The organism is Spirillospora sp. NPDC049024 (genome assembly GCF_040649235.1).
Classification (GTDB): Bacteria; Actinomycetota; Actinomycetes; order Streptosporangiales; family Streptosporangiaceae; genus Spirillospora.
On the sequence record NZ_JBEZFD010000029.1, the window covers coordinates 1 to 18613 of the forward strand.

Below are 18613 nucleotides of genomic sequence, written 5' to 3' on the forward strand. Positions count from 1 at the left end.
GCCAACACCACCAACGACCAGCAGTAACGACCAACAACATCAGGGGGTCAACTTTCAGACGTCGCCAGGGGGTCAGAATTCGGCCGTCGTTGACACCGATTAGGGCGGGCGCCACCGTTGTCTGCAGCTTTTGGTACGCTTCGGCGCCCATGCGTTGCGATCCTCGCCCGCCGATTAGGGCGGGCGCCACTCGTCGTGTGCGGAGTGTTCGCCCTCGTCGCCATGGTTGCGATCCTCGCCCGCCGATTAGGGCGGGCGCCACCCGCTTCCAGGGCCCGGACCGCACGCCGGAGATCACGGGTTGCGATCCTCGCCCGCCGATTAGGGCGGGCGCCACCGCGGGGGCCTTGGCCTCGTACCGGAAGGCCGGGAAGTTGCGATCCTCGCCCGCCGATTAGGGCGGGCGCCACGCTACGGCAATTCGGGGACGCAGGACGTGAGCTGGATGTTGCGATCCTCGCCCGCCGATTAGGGCGGGCGCCACCAGCTGCACCTGCGGGTTCTCGCTGAGCGTCTTGGTGTTGCGATCCTCGCCCGCCGATTAGGGCGGGCGCCACCCCCGCGGCGCGTAGCGAGTCGAGCTCGTTCCAGGTTGCGATCCTCGCCCGCCGATTAGGGCGGGCGCCACCGTAGACGGCGCGGTTCATGCGGGCGCTCCGATCGTGTTGCGATCCTCGCCCGCCGATTAGGGCGGGCGCCACCCGGTTCCCGCCGTTCACCGGGTAGCGGCCCGGGAAGGTGTTGCGATCCTCGCCCGCCGATTAGGGCGGGCGCCACGCTGGCGCACCCTCGGACGCCATGTGCGTCACCGCCAGGTTGCGATCCTCGCCCGCCGATTAGGGCGGGCGCCACAAGATCAAGGGGGTTGACACCAACACCCTGTATGCGTGGTTGCGATCCTCGCCCGCCGATTAGGGCGGGCGCCACCCTGCTGAACTTGGAGCGCCGCCGGTGAGCGGCTACGAGTTGCGATCCTCGCCCGCCGATTAGGGCGGGCGCCACCCGCGCCGGTCCCGCACGGGCCGGCGCCTCACTGGGGTTGCGATCCTCGCCCGCCGATTAGGGCGGGCGCCACCCCGTCGCTCATTTTCCTAACTCCGTTCGCTAGGGCGTTGCGATCCTCGCCCGCCGATTAGGGCGGGCGCCACCGGCCGTGTAGGCGGCGCACGCCCCCGCCAGCACCAGGTTGCGATCCTCGCCCGCCGATTAGGGCGGGCGCCACCTGACCGTCGGTGCGGTTGGGGTTCGTGCGCTTCTCGTTGCGATCCTCGCCCGCCGATTAGGGCGGGCGCCACGATGTTGGCGTAGGTGAGGGACTCGCCGGTCTCGTACCCGTTGCGATCCTCGCCCGCCGATTAGGGCGGGCGCCACACCTGCGTTCCGCTAGTGGAGCGTGTCACCAGGCGTTGCGATCCTCGCCCGCCGATTAGGGCGGGCGCCACCCGTCAGGGGCCGGCGCCGGCGGGACCTCACAGCCCAAGTTGCGATCCTCGCCCGCCGATTAGGGCGGGCGCCACTTAGGTGGCCGCCGTGCCGATAGAGCCGACGCTATGGGTTGCGATCCTCGCCCGCCGATTAGGGCGGGCGCCACGAGTTGCACCTGCGGGTTCTCGCTGAGCGTCTTGGTGTTGCGATCCTCGCCCGCCGATTAGGGCGGGCGCCACCCCGAGCCCTCGGCCGCCCACTTGTCCCACGGACGCATGTTGCGATCCTCGCCCGCCGATTAGGGCGGGCGCCACTCGGGCAGCGCCTCCGACGGCCGGCGCTGCTGGAGTTGCGATCCTCGCCCGCCGATTAGGGCGGGCGCCACGCTAGATGAACTGCTATTACTACGCTCTGAAGTCAAAGTTCTACGAGTTTGATTCGGACAAGCAGACAGAACACCTGGCATATCTACTTCGGAACATCCCCAGTCAGGGATGAGTGCTTGGGGTTCCGAACTACAGGATTAGGGCGTCGTCGTGAGGCAACGGCTTCGCCGTACCGAAGACGCGGACGCTTCGGAAGGAACCTTTGGGCACCTTGTAGATGCGGATGCTGTCCTCGTCGTGATCGATGATCCGCTGCATCTTGTCGATCAGCAGGAGCAGCTCGGGTTCGGTGCAGACGATCTCGAAGACGGACTTCTGCACTCGCATGCCGTAGCCCTCGCAGAGCTTGGCAACGCGACGCAGGCGGTTCTTGCCTTCCGAGGTGATGGTGCTGACGTCGTAGGTGAGGAGAAGTTCCACTACGCCATCCAGGGCATGTAGGCGGGCAGTTCCTCACGCAGATGACGTGCGAGGATGCGGGCTTGGACGGAGGGGATCAAGGCGACGGGCACCCGACGCCCGAGTAGACGGTGGGGCCACTCGCGCTTCTTCGCCTCCTGCCACTCGGTGAGGACGAGCTTGCGGCCGTCTTCGGTGAGCTGGACTGAGCCGCCTGGCAGGTCTTCGAAATGTCCGCGTCGTAGCTGTCGCCGGTTGAGCAGGGTGAGGGCGAGCCGGTCGGCGAGCGGGGCCCGAAGTTCTTCCATGAGGTCGAGGGCCAAGGCGGGCTTGCCAGGGCGCAGACCGTGCAGGAAACCGATGTAAGGGTCGAGTCCTACTTGTTCGGCGGCGCCGTGGACCATGGAGCGGGTGAGCCCGTAGAGGAAAGACATCAGGGCGTTCACCGGGTCGGTGGCCGGCCGTTTGATCCGTCCCGTGAAGGCGCCGACGTCCAGGTCGGGGCGGAGCATAAGGCCGAGCGCGCGGAAGTACAGGCGGGCGGCATTCCCTTCGATGCCCCGGAGCACGTCGAGATCTTCGGCCAGTGGGATGGCTGGCAGAGGTTGCGCGATCCCGTCGGCGAGGGCGCGGAGTTCGTCCTGGTGTTGGCGGGCGTCGCGAGCGCCGCGCAGGACGAGCTGGCGGCTGTTCTGGATCTTCCCGGCGACGAAGGCCTGAGCGATCGCGAGCCGCGCCGCCGGATCCGCATGGCTGAGATGCTGGGCATGCCGCAGCAGGACGTTGCCGTGGACGGGGCCGTCGAGGCGGCTGAGGAAGCGACCGCCGGCCGACATCCAGATCACGGGTCGTCCATCGGAAGCGCAGCGGACGAGAAGGGGCGAGCTGAACTCGATGTGGCCGAAGGCCACGATCTCCTGCAGGCGGCGAAGCGGCAGGGTACGCCGTTTGCCGTTTTCAGGCGTGCTGATCCGGACGCTGTCGCCTTCGAGGTAGAGGGCGGCTCCCTGTGTCTGGACGTAGAGGGTATTGAGCAGTTCAGTCATCCCAGTCGCTCTCGGATAAGGGCGTGAAGCGCTCGCTGAGGGCGTGCTGGTAGCGCCTTTGATCGGCGAGCAGCCGCGGCATGCACAAGGCGTTCATGGAGCAGCCGCGGCACCGCTTGTCGGCAGCGGCCGCCGGCAGCGTGGTCTGGTGCAGCACTGCGCGGACGGCGGTCGCTACGTCGATGACGCGGGCACGTGCCTCGGCGTCGATGGGCACCGGATGGCGGCGTCGGTCGGCCGCTGAATAGATGTAGCCGGTGGAGATCGTGGTCTTGAAACGCTCTTCCAGGCACATGGCTTGGGCGACGAGTTGAACGTCTGCGGGGCCGCCGGGATGGTAAGCGCCGGACTGGTGTTCGACCGGAATGACGGTGTCGTCGGCGAGGATCTCCACCACGTCGCAGACGCCGTTCAATCCGAGTTGCTGGTGCCAGACCGGGAGCGCACGCAGGGTCCGGATTCCCGGTCTGGTCTCCTCGTCGGGTTCATGAACTCGCTGGTGAAGCAGCGTGCCGCGTACGGTGTTGGCATCATCCTCGTATCCCTCTTCGAGGAGGATGAGTCCTGCTTGGCGTGGGCAGTAGGCGTAGTGCTCCAACGCCGATAGCGGCACGGGGAGTAGCTCGGTTTTCATCCGATGAGTTGAGTGAGGGTCACCTTGTTGGGCACGGCTCCCTCGTCGAGCTTCACGGTGTAGTCCTTGAAGGAGCGGGCTGGGCCGTCCACTTGCCGCAGGACGCTGATGAGGTCGAACAGGACGTGCGCTGGTGCGGCGCCGAACTGGTCGTGGTGGCTGAAGACGTACAGGGACCGGAGCGCCATTTCGCCGCGGGTGGAAGCACGGTCGTGCTCGAACATCAACTCCATCGACCGCCAGAGCATGCCCAGGTCGTCGGCGCTGACGCCGGTGCGGCGGGCGAGTGGGGCGCTGAAGTGGCCGTAGCCGAGGTAGAGGCCGTAGGGGACGGCGTGCTTGCCGCCCATTTCTGTCTCCTTGGTGTCCTCTTCCTTGGTGCGGGTCACGCGCGTAATGCCGTGCTCCTGGGGGATTACCGGGTCGATGGAGCGGGAGAAGGTGAATTGCACCGGCCCTTGGACGCGTCCGGCGTGCTGGCTTCCCGTGGTCATGACGGCGCCGAACATCCGGACGTCGTAGAAGGTCTTGCACATCCAGTCGCGCGCCTGCGCCTGGATCGAAGCGTCCTTGTTCTTCTCCTTGGTTTTGGCGATGCCCAGTGAGGTGTAGGCGCGCTCGTGCTGCGAGTTCAGCGACACGCCCGCCTCGACGTAGATGTCGTAGCCTTCCTGCCCTTCGCCGAGCATCGCCACCATGTTGCGGATCTTCCGCTTGATGGCGACGTCGGTGACGAGGCCCTGCATCGTCTCCGGGTCCGTCCGCGGCATTCCGCCGGCGTCCGGGTCGCCGTTGGGGTTGCCGTCCTTGACGTCGAAGAGGAACGCGAAGTCGTGCTTGCGAGTCGGGTCGAGGTGGGCTTCGCCCGTCATGGTGACTCCTTCGTCAGGTGGGATCAGTCTGCGGTGTGGTCGCCGTTGTTCTTGGCTTCCTTGGCCGCCCGGGCCGCAGCCATATCGGCTGCGCGCTGGTGGTCGTAGCCGAGGATGAAGCGGGTTTGGCCTCGTGCGTCCAGGTGGCCGGGCAGGCCCTTGTCCGCATCGATCAGCTGGCTGAGGGCCGCGAGCCGGGCGTCCAGCGCGTAGCCGGCCCCTCTGGACTCGTTCTTGCCGATGAGCTTTTTGATGTGGCCGTTCGCGTTCGTGCGCAGCATGCGCATCGTGGCTTCAGGCTGGGTCATTGCCAGGCCGAAGTACCGATCGCGGATGGTGGCGTTGAGGTCGGGCAGGGCCCGACGCTGAACCGCCTCCAGGACGGCGAACATCCGGCCCCACACATACGCGGGGTTCTCGTTCTTCTCGTCAAGGCCTGGCATGACGTTCTCCTCGTAGGGAGGCCGGGTCAGCGCGAGCCGGAGCATGGCGACCCGGGGCAGGTCGAGATGGTGGTCATTTCGGATGCGGTGAAGCATCCGGGGAATCAGATGCGGCGGTGCCGGGGTACCCCGCAGGGCCGCGCGCAGTAGGTCGCGTTCGAGCCCGTGGATGGTGCTGCCCGCCACGTACTGCTTCTTGCTGCGGTCCCAGCGGCCGCTGGCCCGCACCATCGTCCGGAGTGGCACGCAGTGGTAGCCGTCGGCCCACCGATCGGTAGAACGGTGGTCGCGGAACCACGCTGCCAGGTGGTTCTTGATGTCGTGAACGGGGACGTCGATCCAGTCGCGGACCACGATGCGACTCTGGTTCGCCGACAGGGTGAGGGCGTAGAACGCGTTGGTGTCCACGGACGTGGCCGTACGGCCGCGGTACGGCTCGTCCAGGAGGGCTTTGACATCCGCCGGCTCCGGGCGTTCGATCACCATCAGGTCGAAGTCACCTGGTTCTTGGAGCCACCATGTCAGGACGTTGTCCTCGCCGCGGCGCCGGTGGTGCTCGTCGGCGAGCAGGTGATTGAGGGCGGCCATCGCTTTGGCGCCGCAGGTCTCACAGATCGGGGTGTTGGCCAGTTGCAGCGTCCCGCCGCGCCCCTGCGCACTGGTGTTCACGGAGATCAGTGCGGCGTCGCGTCCGCGTTTTGGCCGCCCGTTGGATTCGACGCCGACCGGAATGAGGGAGCTCTTCACCATCTCCGGGACGGTCTTCAGCAGCGGGCCTACCTCGCCGCACGCAAGGCAGATGCCCTCACCACCCGAGCTTTTGCGCTCGCGCGCGACCTGTGCCCAGAAGGCAACTGCCGAAGGCAGCATGTGGACCCACGACTCGTCGAGCATCACCCCGACAAGCTCTGACGAGGCCGCGTCGTCTGGAAGGTCGTTGGCGAGGTCGAGGTGTCGTTCTTGCTCGAAGAAGTGACAGACGGTTTGAGCGGCAGGATCCTCCGTGTTGTCTCGCCACGATTTGAGTAGAGCTAGGAAGGCGTCATTCCGGCGATCGGCTCCGTTACGAGCCTTGTCCGAGTCGTCTTTGGCGATGCCGAGGACGTACTCCAGGGTGTCCACCAGGAGCATCGCCGCGATCCCACTGGTGCGGGTCAGGTAGGGACTCGGCTGCTGGACCGGGTCCACCAGGTCGATGAGGCTCCCGTTTCCTTTGGCATCGATGCGAATGACCCACCGCACAGGCCGGCTGCGGTAGTACCGAGGAACACCCTCACCGGCGCCGGACCGCTGGTCAGCCTGTTCGACGAGCTTGCGGATCAACATGGTCAGGTCCTCGACCGGGCCGAGCCCGCACCCGGAAGCGCGAGGCCTTCGGGTGGTACTTCCATCACGCCTTCGTCCAGCCTGGCCAGGAACCAGTGATAGGTCTCCTTGCCACCTTCGTAGTGGATGCTGTGCAGCATCGGTCCCAGCTCTCGCGTTTCTTGGATCGGCTTGGCGGACGTGGCCTTGCCAAAGCGAGCCGAGAACTCGCGAGTTCCCAGGAAAGGTTGCGAGAAACAGGCGCCTTTGTCGACCCTACGGCGGAACTGCTCCCTGTACTTGACCTCGCCCTCGGTGGCCTGTGGACGCAAGAGCACCTGAGCGTGAATCCGATATCCAACGTCACGCAGAGCAACAGTATTGCGCTGGTCGCGGTCGGTTTCGACGTCGTACCGCACCGTCGTGTCGGCCATCATCCGCCGGATCCAGTCGTCGGAGGCCATCGACTTGACCTCGTTCCGGCGGATGGAAAACCAGCGGATGGGCTTCAGTACCTCGATCTTGATCAGCCGGTACTCGAATTCGGGCCGCCAGAAGATCGCCTCGAGGACACCGCGCGCCGCTGAGGGAGTCATGACCTCGTAGCTGAATCGCTCGGCCTTCAACTCCGGACGAGTGAAGCACGCGAGTTCTCCACTCACTTCAACGACCAGTGGTGGGTTGGGGTAGTAGGGATGCGAGCTCACCATACGAAGTCCTCTCCACTCGGATCGGCGAATTCGATACCACGAAACGCGTGGTATTCGCCGTGCCACTCCACAAGATCGCCAAGTAGCGGCGCGGCCAGGCCGGCGCCCACCGCTTCGCGCGCCAGGCGCCGCGGCAGCGTGGCCAGATACGGTTGGATCTTCCGGAAGACCCAGGGTTCGGCGCTGCCAGGCGTGGCCAGCAACTTCCGTAGTTGCTCACGTTCAGCATCATCCCCGTAGGGGACGAGGACCGGGACCGTGGATTCGTCGATCAACTTGAACCGTGCGGCGACCGCAGGGAAGTCGAACGCAGCTCGATCTTTCTGTATCTCGATCCCAGGGCCGTCGCCTTCGATGTTCTTCACGGCATATCGAGTCCGGTAGTAGGCTCTCAACGCGTCGAGATCGTCCGGCGACGCCAGTCCGGGACCAAAGAATGCACGCGTCGCGTCGAGAGCAGCGCCATACACCCTGCGAGCGCCAGCCACGCTGCCGTCTGCCGGGTCGAAGACAACGACCGTGCCACGTTCAAGCCGCCCATTACGGTTGCAGCGCCCGGCGGCTTGCTGCATTGCTTCGGCCGCCGCGTAAGCGCGAAAGACCACGGGAAAGTCTAGGTCCACGCCCGCTTCAACGAGCTGCGTGCTGACGACCGCGACCCGCAACCCCTCAGCCAGCCTGGCCCGAATGTCCTCCAGGGCATCACGGCGATGCCCGCCCGCCATCCGCGTCGAAAGATGCAGGACGGGAGCATCCGCGATCTCTTCCAAACACTGGTGAAGCGCTGCTGCATCCTTGGTGGTGTTGACGACCGCCAATACGGACGGCTCGTCCCGTATCCGCTCTGCGACATCTTTGAGCGTCGGCTTCGGGTCGCACCACCACCTGTAACGGACCCGTTCCAGACTGCGGTAGAGCGGCTTCGGTTTCGAGATTACTTGTCGGGCATGGAGATCTTTGAAAACGTCCATGGAGAAGAACTCTGGCTGAGTCGCCGAGGCCAGCAGCACGCTCGTGCCGAACCGCTCTGTCAGGTCTCTCAAGGCCGACAAGATCGGGGGGAGCATGGGATCCGGCAGTGACTGGACCTCATCCAGGACGATGACCGCGCCGGCCAGCCGATGAACCTTCCGCATTGCAGAGGGCTTCCTGCTGAACAGGGACTCGAACAAGCGGACGGTCGTAGTGACGACGACCGGGGCGTCCCAGTTCTCCGCTGCCAGCCTCTGCCATCGCAGGGCAGGCGGCACGTCAGCCAGGTTCACACCGCTGTGATGCTCCAAGACGTTGGCGTCGCCGAACAACTTCCGGTAGACGGCGGCGTTCTGCTCGGTGATCGACGTGTACGGCACCGCAACGATCACACGCCGCAGCCCATGCCGGGCCGCATGCTCTACAGTGAACCCGCCCGCGGCTATGGTCTTCCCGGCCCCGGTGGGCGCCGGGAAGGGAAAGATCCCAACGGGCTCTTCAGCCGCCCGCACCGCCTCCTCGTACACCTGCTCACGAATCACATCGACTGGTGAGGGCCTTCGATGGGTCAGTAGCTCAGTCCTGGCCCGCTCAAAAGCTCCCGCCATCGAGGCCAGCGAGGGCACCGGTGGCCGCGGTGCACCTGAAAAATGGGACTCAGTATCTAGAAAATCAGCGTCGACAAGTGCGCTAAAGACCATGCGCAGCAACAGCTCAGCCAAATGCCTATCGTCAGCCGATTTTCCCCAACCAGGAACTGAATCAGCACGATCGTCAAGGATCTCTGGGAGAAGCTCAGCTACTCGCCGAACAGCTTCTTGGACTCGCTCGGCTGCCTCTGCGTCGGCGCTAGTGAGTACCTCCTTCAGAAATCGGCGCTCCGGGAGCCCACCATGATGCCCCAACACTGCCAGTGCATAGGGCCCTAGCTGCGCCTTCCGCACCGCCAGCCAGGCGCCCGCCATCTTGTGATCAACGCTAACCCCTCCGGCATCGACAACACGCCCGCCGGACGCCTCCGCACGCAGCAAGCCGTCCTGCCATAGACAGGCTCCCTTACCGACGTCATGCAGCAGCCCCAAACCGCCAGCCAACTCGCCAGCTCCGAACACGGAGGCGAACTCAGCAGCCAAATAAGCTGTGCCCTTCAAATGATCTATAAGCCCATGACGTCTCCCAGAAGGGTTGACGCTATGCGCCCACAACTCCCCCGTCACCTTGCGCCCCGCTCTCCGTCACCCCGTGACAGGAAAGCACCGTACGACAGAGGGCTTCGCATCGTGTGCATTCCACACAACTCGCAGGACCAGCGTCCCAATGCGGCCACTTCTCCCGAACTGCGAGACCTTACTCACGAGTTGTGTTCCGGAGCCAGTTTGCTACCTGTCACCGCCAGAACTTCGCGACGCCTGCCCGCCGGTGAAGGCGAGCGCCACTACAGTCCAGGCTGTGGCAGGCCCCCGCGTACATGTCGTTGCAATCCTCGCCCGCCGGTGAGGGCGGGCGCCACCTGGATACCCGCAACGCCGGCCGGTCCGGTTCCCCATAGTTGCGATCCTCGTCCGCCGGTGAGGGCGGGCGCCACGTCGGCGAACCTGACGAAGTTCGAGCGCACCGTTAAGGGATTGCGATCTTCGCCCGCCAGTGAGGGCGGGCGCCACGATCGAGCCGCGGCGGAGCAGCGACCGAGGTACCGGACGTTGCGATCCTCGCCCGCCGGTGAAGGCGGGCGCCACGAGTACATCTTCGCCGAGCGGAAGAACACGCTCTTGGAGTTGCGATCCTCGCCCGCCGGTGAGGGCGGGCGCCACTGTCGTAGTTGTACCGGACCGCGCCGATCGAGGTGTTGTTGCGATCCTCGCCCGCCGGTGAGGGCGGGCGCCACCGGATCAGCGCCAGCGCCGCGTTCGACTCGTCCAGGTTGTTGCGATCCTCGCCCGCCGGTGAGGGCGGGCGCCACCCCGATCCCCATTGAGCCCCCCGCCAGAATGATCAAAGTTGCGATCCTCGCCCGCCGGTGAGGGCGGGCGCCACGACTTTCGCGCAACGCCGCGGGCGAGCTGCTGCTACGCGTTGCGATCCTCGCCCGCCGGTGAGGGCGGGCGCCACCCGCAGGCGCTTGGGCTGCCGGGTCCGGGCCTTGATGTTGCGATCCTCGCCCGCCGGTGAGGGCGAGCGCCACAGCTTCTCGCGCAGCTCCTCGGCAGTGCCGGGCAGGTTGCGATCCTCGCCCGCCGGTGAGGGCGGGCGCCACCGCCTACGACACCTACGGCGCCGAGCTGCGGTTCGTTGAGTTGCGATTCTCGCCCGCCGGTGAGGGCGGGCGCCACCCTGGGCTACTCGCCTGGCCTCGTCGCCACCGCCATCACGTTGCGATCCTCGCCCGCCGGTGAGGGCGGGCGCCACCGACGGGGACGCCCATGAAGTCGGTGACGTTCGTGCCGTTGCGATCCTCGCCCGCCGGTGAGGGCGGGCGCCACCCGCCCGCTGGGGGGTTGGGGGAGAGCCCTCTTAAGGTTGCGATCCTCGCCCGCCGGTGAGGGCGGGCGCCACGGGCCGTAGCCCAGCAGGATCTGGTCGGCCTCGGTGTTGCGATCCTCGCCCGCCGGTGAGGGCGGGCGCCACGCTGGGGCCGTAGCCCAGCAGGATCTGGTCGGCCTCGGTGTTGCGATCCTCGCCCGCCGGTGAGGGCGGGCGCCACCGGCGCGGCGAGTCCATTGCGAGCATCGCCGGAAGTTGCGATCCTCGCCCGCCGGTGAGGGCGGGCGCCACTCGTCACAGGAGGTCGAGGCGGCCCCATGGGAGAGGACGAAGGTTGCGATCCTCGCCCGCCGGTGAGGGCGGGCGCCACGGCACCTGAAGTGCCATCATGACCAACTGTAATCAAATACACACTAAGGTAGTGTGCACAAAACGGCAGGAAATAGCTCAAAAGTACTTCGGAACCCCCCGGTGATCTCTTGCTCGCTTCGGGTTCCGAAGAAACAGCAGGACTGTGCCAGATTCAACGCCGCCGGCGCGTCCAGACGGCCTTGGCTCAGGCTGGTGAGGGCGAGTTCAGCAAGTGCTCCCTCGCCCCTCACCCTAAAGGTCCTAGGTGGTCACCGCAGGCGCCTCGTCTGGGCTCAGCAATGCGCAGAGAGCAGAAGCGGGGACTCGGTAGCAGGTGCCGATGCGGATGACTTTGCAGGGGAACTTGCCGTGCTTGGCGAGGTAGTAGGCGTAGGAGCGGGAGAGGCCGAGGGCCCGGGCGGCGGTGGTTATGTCGACGACGGTGGGCAGGTCGGCCAGGTCGCTGTACTTCATGGGCTGCATGGATGACTCTCCGTGGTTTCGGTCCTGGCGGGCGTATAGGCGGGGTGCTGGTTCAGGCGAAGCACCAGCCGGTGTCGCAGGTGCCGTCGTCCTGGTTGAAGGCGAGGATGTCTGCGTCGGGTGTGACGTCGGCGGGGGGTGGGTTGTAGCGGGTGGTGGGTTGTAGCGGGTGAGGCAGACGGGGCGCTCGAAGTGCAAACCGGAGTAGGCGTTCCCGCCGCACGTCCAACTCGCTCTGTGTGAGCGTTGCCAGCCTGTTCATCGCTCCTCCGTCGGCATCCGGCTAACGGGCTGGGCGCCCGTCAATCAAGAGTCAGTAGAACGATGCGGAGAGTCGCGTGGCCTCTCCGAGTTGACGTGTCACTTGCTAGAGGTGTCTTCCAGGACGTGGGCGGACTGACGGAGTGGGGGAATCTGGTCTCGGTGCACCGGAGGGGTCGGAGTGCAGAGGAGCCCAGGGATTGGGGAAGGCGGTCATGGCCAGGCGAGCGGGCGAGATCGTGGTCGTTAGGTCAGGGGCTCCTCCCGTCGGATCATCAGCAGTGGTTTTCGCAAGTCGAGTTTGAGCGGCGGCTTGACGGGCTGCCTCGGCTTGGGCGCGGTGGTTCTGCAGGCGACGGATCTCGGTGATGGTGTCCAGCAGGGTGATGAGGTTGGTGACGAGCAACTTGGCGAAGCTCGTCGTTCGGTCCTTGTGGGAGCCGGTGAGTGCGAGAAGTCGTGCCGTGGTGCGCAGGGCATTGCCGGCAGGAGTCGGCTTGGGAATGCGGCCGTAGGGAGCGCGGGCTGCGCGGTCGTAGCTGTCGGCGGCGCAGTGGAGGTGGCGGTTGCCGGTGGCTTGAGCCGCAGTGCGGAGCGCATCGGAGGCGGCCCAGCAAGCGTCCTGTGCGGCGTGCGGGTTCGTGGCCAGGTGGCGTCGGATCTGCGCGGTGGCGTAGGAGGCGGCGCGGGCTGCGTCGTCATAGAAAGCCTGCCGTTCCTCCGGCGTCAGATCGTCGTGATCGGTGGCCGGCGTGCGGTGCCGGGAGAACGAGGCCCAGCGTTGTTGGAGCCTGGCCAGGGAGAGATCCTCGGCCAAGTGGCTGCCGGGAGACCAGGTCGGTTCGGTGTTGTTGTCGGCTGGAAAGGCGACTGCGTAGCCGGTGATCTGTCCGGGGACGGTCCGGCTGTAGCGCCGCTTGACCAAGAGCCCCTCGTCTTGGAGTCGGTGGAAGAACTCGCTGGTCGTCCGGGCTTCGTCCGCGGCGCGGCGGACGGCCGTCCGCAGCAGGACCCGTCTCGTCCGCGCGGACAGGTGTCGCCGGTCCAGCGAACGGACGGCGGACGGCGCCCGGACGGAGCCGTCCGCCGCCGTCCACCGGCTGCGGAGCTTAGGCAGGGTGAGGTCGGCGGCCAGCTTGCTGCCGCCGAACCAGATCGGCTTGCCGTCCGCGTTCGCATCGTCGGCCAAGGCCACCGCGTAGCCGGTCACTTCATCAGCCGTCGCCTGGCTGAAGCGTTGCCGTACCAGGACACCATCGGCGCGGAGGCGTTCGAAGAACTCGCTTTCGTTGCAGGCGCCCGCTGCGGCGGTCTGGACCTTGCGTTGCAGGAGCGTACGAGACGGCATCGGACGGCCGCGGCGGACGGCTTTCTCGGCCTCGGCGCGCTTGGGCCGCCGTGCCGCTGTCCGGTCCGCCGGGGCCGTGGACCGCAGCCCCCAACGTCGCTCGATCGCCTGGCAGGCGTCCCGAAGTCGGTATCCGTCGTTCCACACATCCGGACGGACACCATCGGTGCGAGCCAGGGTCGCGACCACATGGATGTGGTCCTCGCCGTGCCGAACAGCGATCCACCGGACGGCGTCATCGTCCCCATCGGCCGCCAGCCCGGTCCGAGCCATCACCTCTTTTGCGATCTCGGCCCACTGGTGATCGTCCAGGATCGGATCCTCTGGCGCCGCGCGGAGCGCCAGATGCCAAACCGGCTTGCGGTAGTTGCGCTCGCCCAGCAGAGCGAGGGGCTGGGAGAGCAGCCCGTCCAGCCGCCGGAAGTCCCGGCTGCCGTCCGGCCTGATTGGGGGCTCCAGCTCGCCTGGCTTGCAGAAGCCGGCCACGATGCGGGGATCGTGATGCTCTCCCCGCCGCCCGGGCCCGTACAGGTACCGGATCAAGCCCTCGACCCGCTTTCCCCGCAGAACCTTGCCGATCAAGCTTCGGCTTCCGCTGTCACGGCAGGCACCGGCGCACCTCTTCGGCCAGGGCGTCCAGGTTGCGGGTCGCTCGTGCGGCAGCCTCGGCATACTGCTGGAGCTGGGGCGGCGGTTCCCCCGCGTTCGATGCGGCCACGGCCTGGTTGAGGTTCACCCCGATCCGCCGAACCTGCTGAGACGCGTGCATCACCGTCGCCAGCGCCTCCCGCAACAACGCATACTGCGGGAGCGCGCTGCCGCGAGCTGCGGCCAGCACCGCCTGCGCCGCATAAGCACCGACTGCCAGTCGCTCGCCCGCCGCCGCTGCTCGCACCAGCGCGTGCTCCTCATCCGCCAACGAAAACCGCACCGACCGTTCCCGGCGCGGACTGCGGTGCGCACGCCGATTCACAGGCGCTGGCCCGCTGCTCTTCTCGACTACCGTTCCCACCCCCACGGATCGCGCTCGATCCGGCTGCTCCGTGCTGGACCGCGTCCGGTCCAGCAACCAATAAGTGCACGAATTCCATATCTTGCCCAGCGTCAGCTGAAGTCGATGAGGATCCCTCGGGCCTCGAAGGAGAGCGCCCTCTCGACAGCGCGGCTAGGTTGCAGGCATGCAAGAGGAAAAGATCGTCATACGACTCACGCGGAACGAAGCGCTCGTCCCGTCCGAGTAGGTGGAACGGCTGCAGATGCCCGACCTCGGTCGTGTCGTTGATGATTCAGCCGTCTGGGCACCGCTTCATCGAATCGCAGGCACTCTGGACAAGGCACTGCCGGATCTCTTCGCCGCTGACTAAACCGAGCGTCTCGGTGCCGCTCGCCGCCGTCTCCGCCCGGAGTGAGTCAGCGTTCGTCTACCAGGGGCCTGCGCAGGCCAGGTGCTCTGGGTTCGCTTGCGCGGTCACCATTCATGCCGCGAGCAGGTACGCGATCGTCGCCCCGTCGAACGGCCTCTTCGAGCACCGTCGGTCCATGGCGTCCGGAACTCCGCTCCGTTATCCACAATGTTGTGGATAACGGACTCATCCGAGAGACCTGCGATCGCTTGCCGCGTCGGCGCATTGAGAGCTTCGGTGAAATGTGGCTTGGTATCCAAGATTTCTGCCCTGAAGTCAGGAAGAGTCGGTTATGCAGCTTGATGGCGGGCCGCTCAGTGGCCCCATCGGCGTGGGCCTCGAGTGCGTGCATGTGAGGTGCTCCCCAGCGTCAACTGAATTCGGACCATTCGGGACTCCTCTCTTCTCGGTTCGGGTGAGTGCTCCAACGACCGGTTCGGTCGCCTGATCTCACCTTCTCTCATCTCACGCGAGTCGGCTACTTTAAGCACCGGCGTGGCGCGCTATTGCTCAAAAGCATTCTGGCCTCGTTGCAGAGTTGCCACGCGCCCTGGCTCGACCTGCCGTTGGGCGCTGACCTGCACAACTCAGGGAGCTGGCTCAGAAGCACGGCGCATGCGCTCTCGCACCTCGCCGAGCGTCAAGTCGAGTGCCCGGCCCAGGCAACGGAGGCGATGGGCGACTCCCCGGTCTTGCGAGGAGCCGCCATCCTTCGACACACGGCGTTCTACCCGGCGAAGAGGTCGGCCATCGCGGCGTCCGTACGCGCAACGGCCTCACACAGGGCGTCTGCGCGACCGGCCAGGTAGGCGCGCTGCCGTCGATTCTTCTCCTGAGAGGCTCGGTATCGAGCCTGCTCCGCTTCCTCAGCCAAGGCATCGCGTGATCGGGCGAAGGCCAAGCCGACCCCTCTCGTGAGTTCGAGTCCGGTCATCTCGTCGGGGACGATGAACGCGAGGGGCGGCGAACCGACTGAACGACGTTGGACGAGCAGACCAAGCGCCGGACGCAGCCTCACGAGCCGGTGTTCCGGTCGAGCGACCACGACGCCCATACGACCTTGCCGGGCTGTGGTGCTGTGACGGGGTACCAGCCCCAGGCGCCAGCGAGCATCGTTGCCAGCCGCAGGCCGCGCCCGCCTTCGTCGTTGACCCCTGCGTCGGGGATGTGCGGTCGGCCGTCCCCGGAGTCACGCACCTCCACGATGAGGTGCTGGGCCGATATCCGGAGCTGGACGAGGATCATCGCCAGTTCGTCGAGGACGAGTAGCTCACCGGGAAGCGGTTCGCCCGTGACGTCGAAGGCATTGGTGACGAGTTCGGAGAGCACCTGCTGGCACTCCCAGCCGTGATCGGCCTCCACTCCCCATGCCGACAGCTTGGCGCGCGCGAACGAACGCACCAGGGGGATCGCGGTCGGCAGGGCGGCCACCCCCACAAGCTCCCTGCAGTCTCCGCCATCGTGCAGCGGGGGTCTTGCAGCGAGAGTGGCCATGGCGGGCCGCGGGGGCGCGGACGGTGGCACAGACATCGTTGTCGCTCCTGACTATGAGCCTGCAGACGGACGACAGCCGGTTCTCGGAACTCCTGTGGACATGCGCTCGGAAGGGCTGAGACAGATAGCGGGTAACCGACTGTCCATGCTGAGTGACAGTCATGAGTATGTGACTGCCATCACGGACCAGCAAGAGGTTCTGTGACACTGCGCATTTCTTTGGTCACCCAGACATGCGGAAAAGGGGTCGAAGCGTGTCACTTCGACCCCTGTATCCCATCTGGATGGGCTACGGCAGGCGGTGCCTTCCCTCCCGGATCTCCGCCAACAACGCCGCCCAGGCGTTCACTTCGAACTCCAGCACCGGCCCGGCATGTCCGGCCGCGGTGTCCCGGACACCGACCCGACGTCCGCCAGCTCGCCCGGCCTCGACACAGTTGTTGCCCGTTCCGCTGTACGAGGACTTGCGCCATCCGACGTAGCGTTCACGACTGGTCATGATGATCTTCCTAGTGCGAGGGGAGGGAGTCCGCGACGTCCGCCAGCATCTCTCGTGACTGCTCGGCCGACAGGGCCACGCGGACGAGGCCTTCGTACACCATCTCGAACTGCGCGGTCTGCTCCGGATCGGTGAGGACCAAGTCGGTGGTCACCGCCTCCAGAGCGACCACACCGGGGTCGCCATCGTCCGGGTAGGTGAACATCGAAAACGAACATTCAGGGATGTTGTACCCCGGAATCTCAGCGTCCACAGGCAGGACCCGTACCGTCACCCGCTCGTCCTGCCGGGACAGGTCGACGATGTGGCCGAGCTGCCGACGGAACACCTCCGCCGGAACCGAACGGCGACGCAGCACCACCTCGTCCAGGATCACCTCATACGAAGGCCCGTCCGGACGATGCAGCATCCGCTGCCGCCCGACCCGGCCCTTCAGCACTCCGGCAACCTCGGCATCGGGAGGCAAGGGAAGCTCGGTGTTGGCCAAGCGCGTAGCGATGAACTCCTCCGTCTGCAGCAGCCCCGGAATCAAGTTCTGCTGGTACTCGCGAATGACACTCGCACCGGCCTCGAGGTTGGCGAACCTGGCCTGGCGCTCACCGATCCCCGACGACTCCCACCAGCCATGCGACGCCGCCTCCGCAGTGATCTGCACGAGCTGCGTCCACTTGTCACCTTCGACACCAAGGACGTCCAGCAGCCGCTGAACATCCTCCTGGTTCGGTGCGACGTGCGCGTTCTCCAGCTTGCTGATCATCTGCCGGTACACACCCGACCGCTTGGCCAGTTCCTGCGCCGAAACGCCAGCCCCCTCCCGCAGCTCGCGCAACTCCGCCGCCAGCCGTAGCCGGCGCACATACGGACTGATCAACACCCCACCCCGCGTCCTCGAACACCGACTGTCACCTCTCTAGGACATGGAGCGTATCCACGTCGCCTGTCCTCGTGGGTCTGCCTTCCTCAGCCCGACAAGCACTCTGTTGCGATCCTCGCCCGCCGACGAAGGCAGGCGCCACCCAGCGGCAACTTCATCTACTTCGGCACCGTCACCGCGTGGCGATCCTCGCCCGCTGGTGAGGGCGGGCGCCACCGTCAACGAACAGGAAGTCGATGCCGAGCCGGTCGAAGTTGCGATCCTCGCCCACCGGTGAGGACGGGCGCCACAACCACCGGCCGGCTGACCGCTGAAGCGTGTAAACGTTGCGATCCTCGCCCGCCGGTGAGGGCGGGCGCCACCGCCGAGCCGGCCCCCCTTTTGCGGGGTGTACACGTTGCGATCCTCGCCCCCCGTGAGGGCGGGCGCCACGGTGGTCGTGGTCGTAGTCGTGCCATTCGTTGTCGATGTTGCGATCCTCGCCCGCCCCGTGAGGGCGGGCGCCACCGCCGGCACACGCGGTTTCGACTGCTCGTCTCTCATGGTTGCGATCCTCGCCCGCCCGCGAGGGCGGGCGCCACGGGGGCGCAATGGGCAAGACCAAGGCGGAACTCGTTGCGATCCTCGCCCGCCCGTGAGGGCGGGCGCCACCCCCCACCGGAGCCTTTCTGCGTCCGCGCGTTGATCGTGTTGCGATCCTCGCCCGCCCGTGAGGGCGGGCGCCACCCACCCCTGTACCCCACCCGACCAAGCGGCTACGGGGTTGCGATCCTCGCCCGCCGGTGAGGGCGGGCGCCACCCGACCGGCCCTCGATGGGGCGCCCGGTGGTCTCGTCGTTGCGATCCTCGCCCGCCGGCGAGGGCGGGCGCCACGTCCACGAAGGACTCCACGTGCTCCTTCGCGGCCCTGGTGTTGCGATCCTCGCCCGCCGACGAGGGCGGGCGCCACCTCCCGTAGACCTCGCCGGTTGCGCCGTCCCCCTCGTTGCGACCCTCGCCCGCCGACGAGGGCGGGCGCCACCCACGTGGGCCGGCACCTTGTACCTCACGCCCATCTCGTTGCGATCCTCGCCCGCCGGTGAGGGCGGGCGCCACCGGCAAGCAGCTCATGCGCCTGTACTGGCAGACGTGGTTGCGATCCTCGCCCACCGGTAAGGGCGGGCGCCACTTGGCCTACAAAAAGATCAGTTGGTTCCGCGAGGGCGTGTTGCGATCCTCGCCCGCCGG

Annotated in this window: 13 protein-coding genes and 2 CRISPR repeat arrays; all 13 genes read right to left on the reverse strand. The window is 66.6% G+C overall.

Annotated features, from left to right (window positions below; all coding sequences use genetic code 11):
• Nucleotides 1-153: 153 nt before the first annotated feature.
• A CRISPR array of direct repeats spans nucleotides 154-1810; the repeat unit is 37 nt; unit sequence GTTGCGATCCTCGCCCGCCGATTAGGGCGGGCGCCAC.
• 130 nt (nucleotides 1811-1940) lie between these two features.
• On the reverse strand, nucleotides 1941-2231 hold the full coding sequence (gene cas2, locus AB0C21_RS37505; protein WP_500210773.1) for a CRISPR-associated endonuclease Cas2: 291 nt from the start codon (nucleotides 2229-2231) through the stop codon (nucleotides 1941-1943).
• Nucleotides 2231-3256: a type I-C CRISPR-associated endonuclease Cas1c gene (gene cas1c / locus AB0C21_RS37510; RefSeq protein WP_500210774.1), complete on the reverse strand. Its 1026-nt coding sequence runs from the start codon at nucleotides 3254-3256 to the stop codon at nucleotides 2231-2233. The genes cas2 and cas1c overlap by 1 nt, the downstream gene beginning before the upstream one ends.
• Nucleotides 3249-3890, reverse strand: a complete 642-nt coding sequence (gene cas4, locus AB0C21_RS37515) for a CRISPR-associated protein Cas4 (RefSeq protein WP_500210775.1) — start codon at nucleotides 3888-3890, stop codon at nucleotides 3249-3251. Before cas4 ends, cas1c begins: the two co-directional genes overlap by 8 nt.
• On the reverse strand, nucleotides 3887-4762 hold the full coding sequence (cas7c, locus tag AB0C21_RS37520; protein WP_500210777.1) for a type I-C CRISPR-associated protein Cas7/Csd2: 876 nt from the start codon (nucleotides 4760-4762) through the stop codon (nucleotides 3887-3889). Before cas7c ends, cas4 begins: the two co-directional genes overlap by 4 nt.
• A gap of 23 nt (nucleotides 4763-4785) precedes the next feature.
• The gene (gene cas8c, locus AB0C21_RS37525; protein ID WP_500210779.1) at nucleotides 4786-6531 is read right to left on the reverse strand and encodes a type I-C CRISPR-associated protein Cas8c/Csd1; all 1746 of its coding nucleotides are present in this window, start codon (nucleotides 6529-6531) and stop codon (nucleotides 4786-4788) included.
• A 2-nt stretch (nucleotides 6532-6533) separates the two neighbouring features.
• Entirely contained in the window at nucleotides 6534-7220 is a 687-nt protein-coding gene (cas5c, locus tag AB0C21_RS37530; protein WP_500210780.1) for a type I-C CRISPR-associated protein Cas5c, read from the reverse strand.
• Nucleotides 7214-9409 (reverse strand): CRISPR-associated helicase Cas3', encoded by a 2196-nt coding sequence (gene cas3 / locus AB0C21_RS37535; RefSeq protein WP_500210782.1) that lies wholly within the window; start codon nucleotides 9407-9409, stop codon nucleotides 7214-7216. Before cas3 ends, cas5c begins: the two co-directional genes overlap by 7 nt.
• A gap of 256 nt (nucleotides 9410-9665) precedes the next feature.
• Nucleotides 9666-11043: a CRISPR direct-repeat array (repeat unit 37 nt; unit sequence GTTGCGATCCTCGCCCGCCGGTGAGGGCGGGCGCCAC).
• Between the two features lie 242 nt (nucleotides 11044-11285).
• Nucleotides 11286-11507 carry a helix-turn-helix transcriptional regulator gene (locus AB0C21_RS37540; protein ID WP_141579353.1) on the reverse strand — a complete coding sequence of 74 codons (222 nt, stop codon included), beginning with the start codon at nucleotides 11505-11507 and terminating at the stop codon, nucleotides 11286-11288.
• Between the two features lie 367 nt (nucleotides 11508-11874).
• The gene (locus tag AB0C21_RS37545) at nucleotides 11875-13698 is read right to left on the reverse strand and encodes a relaxase/mobilization nuclease domain-containing protein (RefSeq protein ID WP_500210784.1); all 1824 of its coding nucleotides are present in this window, start codon (nucleotides 13696-13698) and stop codon (nucleotides 11875-11877) included.
• 16 nt (nucleotides 13699-13714) lie between these two features.
• Entirely contained in the window at nucleotides 13715-14035 is a 321-nt protein-coding gene (locus tag AB0C21_RS37550; RefSeq protein WP_500210786.1) for a hypothetical protein, read from the reverse strand.
• A 1498-nt stretch (nucleotides 14036-15533) separates the two neighbouring features.
• The gene (locus AB0C21_RS37555) at nucleotides 15534-15950 is read right to left on the reverse strand and encodes an ATP-binding protein (protein WP_500210787.1); all 417 of its coding nucleotides are present in this window, start codon (nucleotides 15948-15950) and stop codon (nucleotides 15534-15536) included.
• 352 nt (nucleotides 15951-16302) lie between these two features.
• A complete protein-coding gene (locus AB0C21_RS37560; protein ID WP_500210789.1) occupies nucleotides 16303-16512 on the reverse strand; it encodes a DUF397 domain-containing protein in 210 nt (69 codons plus the stop codon).
• Between the two features lie 10 nt (nucleotides 16513-16522).
• The gene (locus AB0C21_RS37565; RefSeq protein ID WP_500210790.1) at nucleotides 16523-17383 is read right to left on the reverse strand and encodes a helix-turn-helix domain-containing protein; all 861 of its coding nucleotides are present in this window, start codon (nucleotides 17381-17383) and stop codon (nucleotides 16523-16525) included.
• Nucleotides 17384-18613 lie beyond the last annotated feature (1230 nt).

Coding starts and splice junctions, on each gene's coding strand:
- cas1c (WP_500210774.1), bottom strand. CDS start 3,256: ATGACTGAACTGCTCAATACCCTCTACGTCCAGACACAGGGAGCCGCC.
- cas4 (WP_500210775.1), bottom strand. CDS start 3,890: ATGAAAACCGAGCTACTCCCCGTGCCGCTATCGGCGTTGGAGCACTAC.
- cas7c (WP_500210777.1), bottom strand. CDS start 4,762: ATGACGGGCGAAGCCCACCTCGACCCGACTCGCAAGCACGACTTCGCG.
- cas8c (WP_500210779.1), bottom strand. CDS start 6,531: ATGTTGATCCGCAAGCTCGTCGAACAGGCTGACCAGCGGTCCGGCGCC.
- cas5c (WP_500210780.1), bottom strand. CDS start 7,220: ATGGTGAGCTCGCATCCCTACTACCCCAACCCACCACTGGTCGTTGAA.
- AB0C21_RS37540 (WP_141579353.1), bottom strand. CDS start 11,507: ATGCAGCCCATGAAGTACAGCGACCTGGCCGACCTGCCCACCGTCGTC.
- AB0C21_RS37560 (WP_500210789.1), bottom strand. CDS start 16,512: ATGACCAGTCGTGAACGCTACGTCGGATGGCGCAAGTCCTCGTACAGC.